Annotated in this window: 15 protein-coding genes; 8 read left to right on the top strand and 7 right to left on the bottom strand. The window is 43.3% G+C overall.

The genetic code is table 11. The annotated features are described in order from the left end of the window. Window positions 1-58 precede the first annotated feature (58 nt). From proX to proV, 3 genes are read right to left on the bottom strand one after another with little or no spacing between them, the layout of a single operon-like run. Entirely contained in the window at window positions 59-1066 is a 1008-nt protein-coding gene (gene proX, locus OCV44_RS05990; protein WP_139684652.1) for a glycine betaine/L-proline ABC transporter substrate-binding protein ProX, read from the bottom strand. Then, window positions 1059-2162, bottom strand: a complete 1104-nt coding sequence (gene proW / locus OCV44_RS05985; RefSeq protein WP_139684653.1) for a glycine betaine/L-proline ABC transporter permease ProW — start codon at window positions 2160-2162, stop codon at window positions 1059-1061. Before proW ends, proX begins: the two co-directional genes overlap by 8 nt. 3 nt (window positions 2163-2165) lie before the next feature. Next, the gene (proV, locus tag OCV44_RS05980; protein ID WP_139684654.1) at window positions 2166-3353 is read right to left on the bottom strand and encodes a glycine betaine/L-proline ABC transporter ATP-binding protein ProV; all 1188 of its coding nucleotides are present in this window, start codon (window positions 3351-3353) and stop codon (window positions 2166-2168) included. 801 nt (window positions 3354-4154) lie between these two features. On the opposite strand from proV, the gene OCV44_RS05975 reads away from it, so the two are divergent. After that, window positions 4155-4892: an HAD-IIB family hydrolase gene (locus tag OCV44_RS05975; protein WP_139684655.1), complete on the top strand. Its 738-nt coding sequence runs from the start codon at window positions 4155-4157 to the stop codon at window positions 4890-4892. 38 nt (window positions 4893-4930) lie between these two features. Here OCV44_RS05975 and OCV44_RS05970 read toward each other — a convergent pair whose 3' ends face one another. Then, window positions 4931-5143: a TIGR02450 family Trp-rich protein gene (locus OCV44_RS05970; RefSeq protein ID WP_139684656.1), complete on the bottom strand. Its 213-nt coding sequence runs from the start codon at window positions 5141-5143 to the stop codon at window positions 4931-4933. 176 nt (window positions 5144-5319) lie between these two features. Here OCV44_RS05970 and OCV44_RS05965 point away from each other — a divergent pair, with 176 nt between their 5' ends. Together OCV44_RS05965 and OCV44_RS05960 are read left to right on the top strand one after the other, a co-directional pair. Beyond that, window positions 5320-5595, top strand: coding sequence for a nitrogenase-stabilizing/protective protein NifW (locus tag OCV44_RS05965; RefSeq protein ID WP_139684657.1), 276 nt, complete (start codon window positions 5320-5322; stop codon window positions 5593-5595). Window positions 5596-5733: 138 nt separating this feature from the next. Beyond that, entirely contained in the window at window positions 5734-6858 is a 1125-nt protein-coding gene (locus OCV44_RS05960) for a M14 family metallopeptidase (RefSeq protein ID WP_139684658.1), read from the top strand. Between the two features lie 195 nt (window positions 6859-7053). On the opposite strand, the gene OCV44_RS05955 is transcribed toward OCV44_RS05960, so the two are convergent. Beyond that, the gene (locus OCV44_RS05955; protein ID WP_139684659.1) at window positions 7054-7410 is read right to left on the bottom strand and encodes a PilZ domain-containing protein; all 357 of its coding nucleotides are present in this window, start codon (window positions 7408-7410) and stop codon (window positions 7054-7056) included. A gap of 494 nt (window positions 7411-7904) precedes the next feature. Between OCV44_RS05955 and OCV44_RS05950 the strand changes: the two genes are divergently transcribed. The 3 genes from OCV44_RS05950 to OCV44_RS05940 all read left to right on the top strand — a co-directional run bounded on the left by OCV44_RS05950 (window position 7905) and on the right by OCV44_RS05940 (window position 10089). Continuing rightward, window positions 7905-9146, top strand: coding sequence for a DEAD/DEAH box helicase (locus OCV44_RS05950; RefSeq protein WP_139684660.1), 1242 nt, complete (start codon window positions 7905-7907; stop codon window positions 9144-9146). 285 nt (window positions 9147-9431) lie between these two features. Next, window positions 9432-9653, top strand: a complete 222-nt coding sequence (locus OCV44_RS05945; protein ID WP_004734659.1) for a hypothetical protein — start codon at window positions 9432-9434, stop codon at window positions 9651-9653. A gap of 133 nt (window positions 9654-9786) precedes the next feature. Continuing rightward, window positions 9787-10089: a thiamine-binding protein gene (locus tag OCV44_RS05940; protein WP_139684720.1), complete on the top strand. Its 303-nt coding sequence runs from the start codon at window positions 9787-9789 to the stop codon at window positions 10087-10089. A gap of 91 nt (window positions 10090-10180) precedes the next feature. Here the strand turns inward: OCV44_RS05940 and OCV44_RS05935 are convergent, their stop codons facing one another. Together OCV44_RS05935 and OCV44_RS05930 are read right to left on the bottom strand one after the other, a co-directional pair. Continuing rightward, a complete protein-coding gene (locus OCV44_RS05935; protein ID WP_170213716.1) occupies window positions 10181-10348 on the bottom strand; it encodes a hypothetical protein in 168 nt (55 codons plus the stop codon). Window positions 10349-10456: 108 nt separating this feature from the next. Beyond that, window positions 10457-10717, bottom strand: a complete 261-nt coding sequence (locus OCV44_RS05930) for a DUF1289 domain-containing protein (protein WP_139684661.1) — start codon at window positions 10715-10717, stop codon at window positions 10457-10459. Between the two features lie 190 nt (window positions 10718-10907). Here OCV44_RS05930 and OCV44_RS05925 point away from each other — a divergent pair, with 190 nt between their 5' ends. Together OCV44_RS05925 and OCV44_RS05920 are read left to right on the top strand one after the other, a co-directional pair. After that, window positions 10908-11354, top strand: coding sequence for an META domain-containing protein (locus OCV44_RS05925; protein ID WP_139684662.1), 447 nt, complete (start codon window positions 10908-10910; stop codon window positions 11352-11354). A 373-nt stretch (window positions 11355-11727) separates the two neighbouring features. Next, on the top strand, window positions 11728-12894 hold the full coding sequence (locus tag OCV44_RS05920) for an ABC transporter substrate-binding protein (RefSeq protein WP_139684663.1): 1167 nt from the start codon (window positions 11728-11730) through the stop codon (window positions 12892-12894).

Raw genomic sequence — 12894 nt, 5'->3', positions numbered from 1 at the left:
ACTACCGGCCTTCTCTTTTTATTACAGCCTGTCATCGACTGCTTACGAGAAACAACCGTTATAGTGCCGCTTTCTTCGCTTCTGTAATCCAAGCATCAAACGTATTTCGGTTCGCTTTGATCCAACCGTTTACGTGCGCTTCAATATCAGCCGAGCTGTTCTTACCTTTACTCATCATCATGTTCTGAGCACTTACATCATTGATGTTAAGTTTGATGATTTCAAAAAGCTTCGCCGCAGATGGGTTGTTCTTAGCAAACTCTTTGTTCGCAATAATACGCATCGAGTTCATTTCGAAACCATAGTTCTTGCCATTAGATAAAGTCGTATCAACATTCGCACGATCACCCGGAAGTGAAGAGAATGGAACTTCTAACCAAACTACATCTTCGTTAGGAACCAATACACCACTCACCCAATAAGGTGTCCACGTGTAGTAAAGAACTGACTCGCCCTTTTGGTAACGTGAAATCGTATCTGCGATGATCGCTGCATAGTTACCTTGGTTATGAGTTACCGTATCGTCCAGTTTAAATGAAGAAAGTTGGTGTTCGATGACCATCTCACAACCCCAACCTGGGTTACAGCCCGCAAGATCTGCTTTACCATCACCGTCAGCATCAAACAACTTAGCGATTTTTGGATCAGTTAGTTGACCAATGTTAGTGATGTTGTATTTTTCAGCCGTTTTTTTATCGATTAGGTAACCTTGAGCGGCACCACTTACATATTGGCCTTCACGGTAGAATTTGTCATCGCCACCCGACATTTTGTATTTATCAGCATGAAGTGGGAACCAACCTACGGTTAGGAACGTCGCATCACCTTTTGCAATTGAGGTGTAAGCTACGTTGTAGTCCACTTCTTGTGTTGATTTCACGTCGTAGCCAAGCTCTTCTAGAGCACGGTTAACAATCAGTGTTTGGAACGTTTCTTCAGCAACTGAAGATTGAACAGGCTGAACTGATACACCTTCACCCGGTAAGCTTGCAGCCCACACGTTCGTTGATACAGCCAGTGTCGAAACGATGCTAACGGCTAGCTTACTCTTCCATGAATTATTCATTGGTGTTTTTCCTTAGTTGTAGTTCTGATTGTTTACCGCGATTTAAAGCTTTTAGCACAAGGGAAACAGGCCCCATGTGATACCAGCGTAATTTTGTATTACCTGCATTCACCCCGAGAACTTGGGTAATGCGGTCAAGTAGTATTGCAAGAATAACAATGCCTAAGCCACCAACAGCGGCCAGTCCCATATCCAGTCGGCCAATACCTCTCAGTACCATTTGACCCAATCCACCGACCGCGATCATTGATGCGATAACCACCATAGATAGAGACAACATCAGTGTTTGGTTCACGCCCGCCATAATGGTTGGCAATGCCAGTGGCAGTTGAATTCGATATAACATCTGCTTTTTGCTTGCACCGAATGAGTGACCCGCTTCGATCAAATCTTCCGGTACCTGCTGAATACCCAAGATGGTTAAACGTACTACTGGTGGCAGTGCGAATATGATGGTTACCACGACACCCGGAACGTTACCGATACCAAACAACATTACGATGGGTACTAAATAAACGAAGGCTGGCGTCGTTTGCATGGCATCGAGAATTGGGCGTACGAATTTAGCCGCGGTATTACTGCGGGCGAGCCATATCCCCATGGGTAAGCCAATCAATAGGCAGAAGAATACCGATGTCATGACCAGTGAAAGCGTGGTCATCGCTTCAGACCAAGCGCCAATTAAGCCAATGAAAGTCAAAGAAACGGCTGTAGCCAAACCAAGCTTCAAGTTTGAAAACTGCCATGCAACTAAAAACAAGATGATCAACATGAATGGTGCAGGTGTCGACACCAACGCCGTTTCAAATGAACTTAGAATGAAATCGATAGGCACACGAATAGCTTGAAACAATGGACGTCCGTGCTCAACTAACCAATTCAGTCCAGACTCTACCCAAGTGTCGACGGGCAGAACTGCTTCTACAAAAGGGTTAAGTGGATCAAAAGGTGTCGTTTCGACTGTTTCGCTGCTTAACCAATCTGCTGATGGTGAGGTATCCGCTGCTTGACCCCAAGGATCACTTGATGGCTGAGCTGTCGCTCCTGAGTTAGTAGACTGCGACCATGGGTCATTATTTGTTTGTTCAGACGACATGATCTACCCCTTATCCAATGTTTGTAACAGTCGTGACTTAGTTACCACGCCAAAGTAATTACCTTGCTCATCCACAACAGGAACCGAATAAGGCACACCGCCAACAAGGCCAAGCACATCGTTGATTGGTAAATCAGGGTTCAGCGTTAGGCCATCATCGAGCTGCGCACTGACGAGTGATTTGTTCTCTTTATGTGCTTTACGAAGGGAATCAACAGAGACAATGCCGGAGTAACGACTGCTCTTCTCAACAACAATGCCGTATTCACGGTCGTTATCCATCAAGATTTGTAGAGCGGACGCTGGGCCGTCATGTTCTGATTTTTTAAATACTGCAGCTGGCTTCTTACGAGCAATGTCTTTCACAGTAAGAACACTTGCTACATTTACACCGCGGAAGAAAGCTTCGACATAATCGTTCGCTGGGTTGTTAAGAATTTCGTCTGGTGTACCCACTTGAACCACTTCACCGTTTTGCATGATCGCAATACGGTCACCGATTCGCATCGCTTCATCCAAATCATGCGAGATGAAAACAATGGTTCGTTTGTCGTCATTTTGAAGACGAATCAGTTCATCTTGCATTTCAGTACGAATCAAAGGGTCAAGTGCAGAAAATGCTTCGTCCATTAACAGAATATCAGGGTCACATGCTAGAGCACGAGCCAAACCAACACGCTGCTTCATACCGCCAGACAATTCATCAGGGTAAGATTCTGAATACGGCCCGAGACCGACTCGTTCCAACGCTTCAAATGCTGACTGTTTTCTCTTATCGACTTCAACACCCGCTAGCTCAAGACCAAACGCGGCATTTTCAATTACTGTCATGTGAGGCATCAATGCGAAGTTTTGGAAAACCATGGAGATGTTGTTACGACGGACTTCGCGGAGTTCATCTTCTGAGATGTGGGCAATGTCTTTGCCTCGAAGAAGCACATTACCTTTGGTAGGTTCGATCAAGCGATTAAGAAGGCGTACTAGGGTTGATTTGCCAGATCCTGACAGTCCCATTATGACGAAAATCTCGCCTTCTTGAATACTAAGAGAAACATCGTTAACGCCAATCGTTAAACCTGTTTCTTCAAAAACTTTGTCTTTGTTCGCGCCTTCATTAATCATTGTAAAAGCACGGTCGGAGTCTTCACCAAACACCTTGTACAGTCCCTTAACTTCCAGTATGGGATCCATGTAATCTAATCCTTTCTTAGTTATCTAAACTTATAGTTATCTAAACTTGAAAACAGTTATTTAAACTTAAAAACGGTTGTTTAAACTTTAAAACGGTTATTTAAACCCGAAAAACGATTAGCACTCTAAGCAATTAACCCATGCAAATCAAGGGGTGTCGTACCGTAAAAATGATGAGAAACCGTAAAAACCCCAGCCTAAACAAAGGTCAAATATCAAACATAGATAAAGCAAAATATTGATAATAAAGAAATTTAAATCTCAACCAACACCTGCGATATTATGTATTACTTACTGATGGATTATTGAATATTTATTTTATATCAGAACAATTAATAGGCTAAATAGACCAAGAACATGCAGAAATGGTTCGTGTACAAATAATTCGAATACAAACTATTTGGTGGTGATTTTGGTATTATTTCAAAACCGGAGATTAACTCTATTGCTAGAGCCAAAACTTCCTGCTGCCTTTGTCTATATACAAAGGAGGTTCTGCATAAAGCCAACGAAGAAAAGAAGCATTCAATATTCCAGACCAAAACAAATATTTGGGTAAAAAACCACCGAGAAAAGGTACAAAAAGCCGCTAGGAACGTACCCAATGAGGTATCGTTTCGATTGATAGAATGATCTTTGATATCCAGAACATAACGCCGAGTGTGATGCTTGCTGCAAACTATAGAATGCCGATTATCTAAGCCAACAGACAACTTGTAGAGTGCTCATTGCTGAGCCATTCTTTACAGAAGAAATGGATATTCTTTCCACTATGACTAGTGAAACAAGCAAGGAACTCGAATGATAAAAATGCTGATATGTGACTTTGATGGGACGTTAGATGGGGGCTCTTCTCATGGGGTTAATCAGTTATTTGACTACTTAACCGAGCAACCCGATATCCGTTTTATCATTGCAACAGGAAGAACACTGCCTTCAATTCGAGTCGGCCTGTCATCGGATAACTACCCGAAACCACACACGATTATCAGCGACGTAGGTACGAGAATTCATCACGAACACTCCCAAACGCCGGATCACACCTGGCATAATCAATTAGAAGCGTATTGGAACAAGTCAAAGGTTGAGTCTGCACTTGCATCGCTCGATTTCATGGGAGAACGCCTAGAGAGCCATCAAGGGGACTACAAAATCACTTTCGAAGGAAAACTCTCAGAGCCCCAGCATGAGTTGATCGAATCTCGTCTGGAATCACACGGCTTAGATGTACACCTTACTTACTCCCACGATTGGTACTTCGATATCACACCTAGAGGTGTCAATAAGGCCACAGCGATTCATCACCTACTAAAACAGCATCAGTTAAGCATTGAAGAGGTGTGCGTGGCTGGCGACTCAGCGAACGACACCTCGATGCTAACCATAGCAGGCGTAAATTCAATATTGGTCGCTAATCATTACCCTGAGGTCGCTTACCTGTCTAATCGAGATAACGTATACACCAGCAAAGCAACGCATGCAGAAGGTGTGTTAGAAGGGCTCAAATACTGGCAAGAGCGTGCAGCCGCGAGTAATTAATACAAGTGTATCAAGCAGAACGCCTCGACTTGATACACTTATTGCCAACCAGGAAGCCAATGACCCTTGTCGGTTAGATCTCGCCAGTTAATGGTTTCCTCTCGCTTGGTCATCACTGCTTCTATCAAGCAACGAATGACCTCCCCTTCTTCGAATTCGACCTCTGTGATCATAAAGTGCTTTTCTTTCTTTACTGGGCTAACGGCCGTCCATTTACTACGAAGTAGTTTCTTTGGATTGATTCGATTCATTAATTCTTTCCTGCCACTGTTTGTTAATACTTTATCTATAACCCTCAAAGAGTTAAAAAGATCACTTCAAGTTAAGAAAGCCTACGATTCAAACTCAAGTAAGTCATAACTAAAATCAATAAAACAAATCATGAGCTCGGTACAATAGTTGCCACCAGATCACAAACCAACTCCCCATGAACCAATCAGAATTCCAACAAAAAATAGCGAGTTTTACTTCGATTGAACAAGCGCTTGATTACTTCGAAATCGGCTTTGATAGCAAGTTCATCAACCAAAATAGAACCGAGCTTGTGAAGCGCTTTAATGGTTATCTGATTCTGTCAAAACCGGATGATTGGTTTTCTGGAAGAAGAGCACTGAAAAATGCGTACTGTAAGGTGCAGCGCAGTAAACTCGATCGCTATACACGTTCCGCCTGTCGCGGGTGTACAACTTGCCAGCGCCGCTAGTTAAAAATCAGGCCGCTTAAACATAGATAACAAAGAAATAGAGAGTTGAAATAACATCTTATTACGATTTAGTTAGTGGTTTGCTCGAAAAAAAGTGTGCTAGTCTTACGGCAACTCAACTACGAGATAAAAACTACAATGAAAATTTTCAGCAACTTCGAAAGCGGCAACATTCACGTCGTTTCAGCAGATTCACTACAAAACATTCAACTGACTATTCCTGCGGACAACCAAACTGAAATCTCACAATGGTTTCATTTCCGCTTAGAAAGTGAAGCTCAACAAGCTCACCACTTTGAAATCGGCCAATTGGCAACATCTGCCTACCCTGAAGGCTGGAAAGATTACGATGTGGTTGCATCGTATGACCGTGAAGAGTGGTTCCGTGTTCCATCTCAGTTCGATGGCGACACACTAAGTTTCGACATCATTCCTGAGCACGATTCAATGTACTTCGCGTACTTCGCACCGTATTCATACGATCGTCACCAAGATCTTCTGCACAGTGCTCAAACGCATCCAGCTTGTAAGCTTGAAACTCTGGGTCACACGCTAGACAACAACGACATCACTTTGCTAACTATCGGTGAGCCAAGTGAAGAGAAGAAAAACATCTGGGTTATTGGTCGCCAACATCCGGGCGAGACCATGGCGGAATGGTTGATCGAAGGTCTGCTTCAACGCTTGCTTGATGAAACAGATACAGTCGGTCGCTCTCTTCTAGACAGCGTTGTATTCCGCGTTGTACCTAACATGAACCCAGACGGCAGCATCCGTGGTCACCTGCGCACCAACGGTATTGGCGTTAACCTAAACCGTGAATGGCAGTCACCTTCTATGGAACGTAGCCCGGAAGTATTCCTTGTTCGCGAACGCATGCTAGAAACGGGTGTTGACCTGTGTCTAGACATTCACGGCGACGAAGCGATTCCATATAACTTTGTTGCAGGTAGCGAAGGCACACCGTCATACAACGAACGTATTGCAAAACTGGAAAACCACTTCAAGCAAGCGCTTCTGACTATCACGCCAGAGTTCCAAGATGAATTTGGTTACGATAAAGACGAACCGGGCAAAGCAAATATGACAGTCGGCACAAACTGGATCGGCGAACAGTTCAAGTGTTTGGCTTACACTGTTGAGATGCCATTTAAAGATCACATCAGCCACGCTGACGAACTTTACGGTTGGTCTCCAGAACGCAGTGTTGCATTTGGTCACGACATGCTAGCAGCGGTTTGGGCAACAGTAGACGAGCTATAAGACGAATCAAATTCGTTGGTTTGTCCTTAGAGACAGTTGATCTTTAAAAGCAGTTTGTCTTTAAAAGCAGCTTGTCTTTAAAAGCAGCTTGTTCATATAGACGACAAAGCCCAGCACTTGTCAAAGTGCTGGGCTTTTTATATCAGATAACAATGAGTTATTTTGGTTTAAGGCGTCTAACTTTAGAGGCTTAGTTTATGCCACTCTGAGGTTCGCGAAGAAAACCGGGTATCTTTGCCTAATGTATCGTTGTTCCGCCACCATATCTTTGAAACTTGGACCTTGAGATAGCAAAACGATCACTTCATCGCCTTCTTGTCTCAAAACAGAACCACGAATATCAATGCTGTTATTACCATGCAGCCATAAAGTGCCAGCCATTGAGAAACCACGATAGACTGGGATGATGTTACTCATCATCAAACGCACGCCTTTTTCAGAAATTTCAGTGACATGGAAAAGTTCATCCTTGATTCGTATCACCGGACGCGCCTTTTTGGGGTACTTCAGGCGGTAATACTCACGTTTCTGGGTGAATGACTCTTCACTCATCGATGACTCCCTGTCTCTATTTTTATTATTATTTCTAGGTAAAACACGCTAGCGAAACACGCTATCCACTGGCTTTCATCATCTTTTAACTTCAAATCGAGATTCAAACAGAGATGCCAACCTAATGGGTAACTGATAATTATATCGATTTTACGATCGAATGCTTTAGACTTTTACACCAAAATATCCATAACCCTTGGAATTCAATAAAAAGTGAGAGGTGAAACGTCTATTTCAGGTTCGATTCCCCTATCTTAAGACTACCGCTGAGAGTTTGCCGTTACGCTAAGATATCAAACTAAACTCATGTTTATAATGATACTCAAGTCCACAATGGCGCTCCGATTTACAGCAGCACCAAGGTGACCGTTAGAATATCGTTAGTCCGTATTCATTCTCAGCATCACTCGTTTATCTTTGATGATCGCAAAACTGATTCTCTAACTTTTGACGTCCTGTTAAACTCCATCTCCCTATTGATACTTGGTTCATTTATGTCATTTGAAAACCTCACCCTTAATGCAAAAACCGTCGCTACTATCCCTTCTCTATTCAATAAACCGACAGAGATACAACAAGCGGTAATTCCTACAATTATTGCGGGGAAAGACGTGCTTGCGTTGGCTCAAACGGGTAGCGGAAAAACGTTGGCATTCGGCTTACCTTTGCTAAACAACATCAAGCATGGTGTAAATGAACTGCAAGCGCTTGTTATCGTTCCAACACGAGAACTGGCATCTCAAGTTGCTAAATCTTTAGAACCAGTCGCGACAGCGCTCGATATCAAATTCGTAACCTTAACCGGTGGCGTTAATACTGATGATGAGCAGCAGCAACAATTACTAACACAACCACAATTGGCAATCGCCACACCGGGTCGTCTACTTGCGTTAATTAAAAGTGGCGAACTGGATGTAACTCAGTGCGTATCATTGGTTCTTGATGAAGCCGATCGACTGATCGACATGGGGTTTTGGCCAGATATTAAAGCGATTACCGCAGCACTGCCTAGCAAACGCCAGTCACTGTTGTTCTCAGCAACACTTCCACCGGAATTAGTGGCTCAGGCTGAAGAGCTTCTTTCAGACCCAGTTAAAGTCACAGCACACCAAGAAAACAGCGTGGTTGCGACGATTGAAGAAACTCTGTACTTAGTGAACAAAGGCAGTAAAGCTCAAGCGCTGATCGCCCTACTTAACCAACACCCGTGGCCACAAGTATTGGTGTTTATTGGCGCAAAAGACAATGCCGATGCGCTAACCAAGCGATTGAGTAAAGCCAAAATCAATGTGAGCGCGTTACACGGAAATAAGAGCCAAGAGGAACGAGAGCAAGCCTTAGAGAACTTCAAAAATGGTGAGACTCGTGTACTTATCGCCACCGACGTGATGGCTAGGGGCATCCATATTGATCAACTACCTGTCGTAATTAACTTTGATTTGCCATCGCATTCGGCGACTTACGTACACCGAGTTGGTCGTACAGCAAGGGCAGGAAGCACTGGTAGCGCTATCTCTCTGGTTAGTCACAGCGAAACTGACTACCTGAATGCGATTCGTACTCTGACCAATAAGCCTCTTGTGCTACAAGCGTTAGAAGGTTTCCCTGTTACAGACAAACCGGCATCTGAAGCGACAGCTCGCAAACGTCCGCCTAAAGACAAAATGGCTAACCGAAGAACCGCAAAAAAGAAGAGCGTTAAGCAATTTAAGAGCAAGCCAAGTTCTTCGAAATAACCAGTGCTTCTATATAACCACAGAAAATCAATTAGCCCAGTTTGAGTTTGCACTGGGCTTTTTATGGTTCATCTCATATAAGCAGGAACACAATACAAACTTACGCCATCAAACCTCTACCAAACCTCCATTAAAGATGCCAACTTAAATGACACTTTTATGAATTATGATGCCAAGGTATTGATTCTTGGTTGCTCAAAAAAAATACTCTGAAATCACGTTGACGCCCCTATATCTGGCAACTAGATTTTTCTATTAGTGTCTAAAAACCGGGAGGTCATTGAAATGAAACGTGCAAGTTCTACATATCGATTACAACTGATTAAGGAAGTGGCTACTCGCCGAGATCGTCAGAGTTCTAATGACCCGATGGCAAACTACATACAAAACCTAATAGACAACAAAGATGACTGCGATACCTCGGTAGAGCGCAACCAGAGATTCAGTGGTAGTCATTTTGATGAGCATATTGGTGGTTGGGTTAGCGACCATTGGGGTAGCAAGTAAGCCGACATCTCTAGTCACTGATATAGTCGATAGAACAGCGTCGTTAGCTGTAGAATTAATATCTGCATTAACCTATCATCTGCAACAATCCCCTATCCTAGAGTAAGCAGAAAGTGTCTGAGAAAAAGAAGTGATGGTTGCCTTCCAAGTGATCCCTCGCGTTAAAGAAGGCAACAACTTCGAAGTGGTTGATAAAGCCATTGACGTTGTGAAAGCTGCCGATGTGCCTTTCCAAGTCGGTGCAATGGAAACCACGATGAAAGGAGAACTCAATCAGCTGCTCGATATCGTTAAAAAAGCGGAGCAAGCTTGTTACGATGCAGGGGCGGTAGAAGTGATCACAAACATTAAAATTCACAGTAAAACCACCGAAGCCGATGATACATTTTGCACGTACCATCGTGGTGTGACGAAAGCGAATCACATGTTTGTTTAACAACCTGTATATTTAATAGGCTGTTTATTTCAGAAAGCTGTTTATTTAAGAAAACAGGGCCTTTAAGAAAGGCTCTGAAGAACTAATGGTGTTATTGAAAAGGCATGTCTGACAGGTGAGAAAGGATCTCCATTCGTTCTTCTTCTGACATCGAATGCCAATCACGCGGAGTTTCTTCAGTATCCTCTATCGCCCCGATAGGCTTTCGATCCAGTGCTTTGACTGGCTCTTTTTTGAATTTTCCGTTCTTTTTATTCATACCGAACCACTCCTTCAGGTACAAAGGTACCTTCTTTAATATTACACCCCAACCATTATGTAAAGTAATAGTTACTTCGGAGTTAAATAAAATTTCAATACTTCCTCTTTAGCCGAAAAGATCTCTTTGGGGACTTGTATTTCCCTCTTCGTCGACCGACTTACCAACCAAGTTTTTTTGCTTCATTATTTTTCTTCTATAGCGCTGACGACAGAGCTTAATCACGTGCAATTGTTCTGACGGATTCATCGACATCCAATTAAAGCGCTCTTCTCGTTTACGCATACAACCATTGCAATAGCCTTTGTCATCGCTTGAGCAAACCCCTACGCAAGGGCTTGGAACTTGGAAAAATTCTAACTGCTCCACCGCGCCTCCTTACACATCAAAACTAAGCTTACTATTTCAAAACTAAGCGATTAATTTGTCGCCTAGCTCATAAAATTCATACTAAACTATGACCTTATACTGACACATATAGTGTTTTGTAAACTATACTTTGAACCCATCAAGTTACCCTTATTCGGTAACTTCGTTCTTTCCTTTGGAGCCTTATAATATGAAGTTTAGTTCAAAAAAATTACTAGCAGTAGCCGCTTTACCTATGATGTTAGCAGCATGCACAACAACAGGTGATAACGCGATGCAAGTAACACCAACCGATCTACAGCACCATAATTGGGAACTTGCTCAAATTGATGGCAAAGACATTGAGAAAAGCGAAGATCAAGCAGCTCCTCGTCTAGAGATCGGCGAAAAGATGACGGCAAACGGCATGGCTGGTTGTAACAACTTCTTCGGTCAAGGCGAGTTGAAAGACGGTCAATTCCGTATCAAGCAAATGGGCATGACAATGAAAATGTGTCACGGCTCTGCGATGGAAATCGAACAATCGGTTTCTGCTACTCTAAGCGAGTGGAGCGACGTAACCCTAACAAACGATACGCTAGTACTTAAAAACGATGTACATACGCTAACGTACACAATCCGTGACTGGGTAAACTAATCCGTCATCGAAGCCAAATATTGATTGAAGGAGCCTGATGGCTCCTTTTTTATTGCTTTCTGACACTCATGACTCCTTCAACACTGCCACTCATCGCTTACTTTTCGTACCAAGCCCCAATAAACCTAAAAAATCTATCATTTGAGTGCAATAAATTCATCAGTTCAACGGTCTGTTGCTAGGATAGTAAGAGCCCTTAAGTAATTGATTGAATTTACTGTTGAATTAGAAATTATTTCAGAAACAGATAGAATAACTATAGAGCGTATTGATCTTTCGAACTCGAACAAAATGTAACCGCGGAAGGTCAACGCGCCCTAGGGAGTTTGAAAATGCAATGCTCTTACCCGTTCACTACCAAATGGAAAAGTTTATGAACAAGATAGTAAGTACGTTAGGAATCATGGCAACCGTTGCATACAGCGCAACCATTTATGCTGATGAAGCAACATCAACCAATGACTGGAACCAAATAGAACAGCAGGCAGAGGGACAAACTGTCTACTTTCACGCTTGGGGCGGTAGCCAAGAAATCAATCGTTACCTACAGTGGGCTGGTAAGAAGCTACAAAGCAACTACGGTGTCACCTTAAAACATGTGAAAGTGACCGATATTGCTGAAACGACGACTCGACTACTTGCAGAAAAAGCAGCTGGCAAGCACAGCGAAGGCAGTGTCGATATCGTTTGGATTAATGGCGAGAACTTCCGCTCGATGAAAGACAATGCACTGCTGTTTGGGCCATTCACTCAAACGCTTCCAAACTGGCAGTACGTGGATAAGTCTTTGCCGATCGATGTCGATTTCTCGGAGCCGACAGAAGGTTTAGAAGCTCCTTGGGGGGTTGGGCAACTTGTGTTCATTCACGACCAAGAAACACTGCACAACCCGCCACAATCGTTTTCAGAGATGTTGAGCTACGCTCAAGCTTTCCCTAATCGCTTAAGCTACCCTCGCCCACCTGAATTTCACGGTACAAGTTTTATTAAGTCTCTACTGATTGAGCTAACAAACACCAGCCCTGCGCTTGCTAAACCCGTTTCAGAAGATACCTTCCAAACAGTAACCGCACCATTGTGGGCTTACTTAGATAAATTCCATAAAGTGGCATGGCGAGGTGGAAAGCAATTTCCTGCTGGTACATCGGAAAGCATTCAACTCTTGGACGACGGACAGCTCGACCTCGCCATAACATTCAATCCAAACTCTGTTTATTCAGCACAATCAAGTGGCCGCCTAGCGGAAACCACTAAGGCTTATGCGCTAGAAAACGGCGCTCTGTCTAACATCCACTTCCTTGCGATTCCTTGGAATGCCAATGCAACCGCGGGTGCTCAAGTGGCCATCAATTTCTTGTTGAGCCCAGAAGCACAGTCTCGCAAAGGTGACCTCAATGTTTGGGGTGATCCTTCAGTATTGAGCAGCAAGTACCTAACTGGTAGCGCTAAGAATACTCAACAATTTAAATCGATTGATGAACCACACCCAAGCTGGCAAAACGCGCTCGAGAAAGAGTGGCTTAAGCGATACGGTAACTAA

The organism is Vibrio tasmaniensis, assembly GCF_024347635.1.
Classification (GTDB): domain Bacteria; phylum Pseudomonadota; class Gammaproteobacteria; order Enterobacterales; family Vibrionaceae; genus Vibrio; species Vibrio tasmaniensis.
This window is presented reverse-complemented; position numbering and strand designations above follow the sequence as displayed.

Coding starts and splice junctions, on each gene's coding strand:
- OCV44_RS05965 (WP_139684657.1), top strand. CDS start 5,320: ATGAACCAATCAGAATTCCAACAAAAAATAGCGAGTTTTACTTCGATT.
- OCV44_RS05960 (WP_139684658.1), top strand. CDS start 5,734: ATGAAAATTTTCAGCAACTTCGAAAGCGGCAACATTCACGTCGTTTCA.
- OCV44_RS05940 (WP_139684720.1), top strand. CDS start 9,787: ATGGTTGCCTTCCAAGTGATCCCTCGCGTTAAAGAAGGCAACAACTTC.
- OCV44_RS05925 (WP_139684662.1), top strand. CDS start 10,908: ATGAAGTTTAGTTCAAAAAAATTACTAGCAGTAGCCGCTTTACCTATG.
- OCV44_RS05920 (WP_139684663.1), top strand. CDS start 11,728: ATGAACAAGATAGTAAGTACGTTAGGAATCATGGCAACCGTTGCATAC.
- OCV44_RS05970 (WP_139684656.1), bottom strand. CDS start 5,143: ATGAATCGAATCAATCCAAAGAAACTACTTCGTAGTAAATGGACGGCC.
- proW (WP_139684653.1), bottom strand. CDS start 2,162: ATGTCGTCTGAACAAACAAATAATGACCCATGGTCGCAGTCTACTAAC.
- OCV44_RS05945 (WP_004734659.1), top strand. CDS start 9,432: ATGAAACGTGCAAGTTCTACATATCGATTACAACTGATTAAGGAAGTG.
- OCV44_RS05955 (WP_139684659.1), bottom strand. CDS start 7,410: ATGAGTGAAGAGTCATTCACCCAGAAACGTGAGTATTACCGCCTGAAG.
- OCV44_RS05935 (WP_170213716.1), bottom strand. CDS start 10,348: ATGAATAAAAAGAACGGAAAATTCAAAAAAGAGCCAGTCAAAGCACTG.
- proX (WP_139684652.1), bottom strand. CDS start 1,066: ATGAATAATTCATGGAAGAGTAAGCTAGCCGTTAGCATCGTTTCGACA.
- OCV44_RS05975 (WP_139684655.1), top strand. CDS start 4,155: ATGATAAAAATGCTGATATGTGACTTTGATGGGACGTTAGATGGGGGC.
- OCV44_RS05950 (WP_139684660.1), top strand. CDS start 7,905: ATGTCATTTGAAAACCTCACCCTTAATGCAAAAACCGTCGCTACTATC.
- proV (WP_139684654.1), bottom strand. CDS start 3,353: ATGGATCCCATACTGGAAGTTAAGGGACTGTACAAGGTGTTTGGTGAA.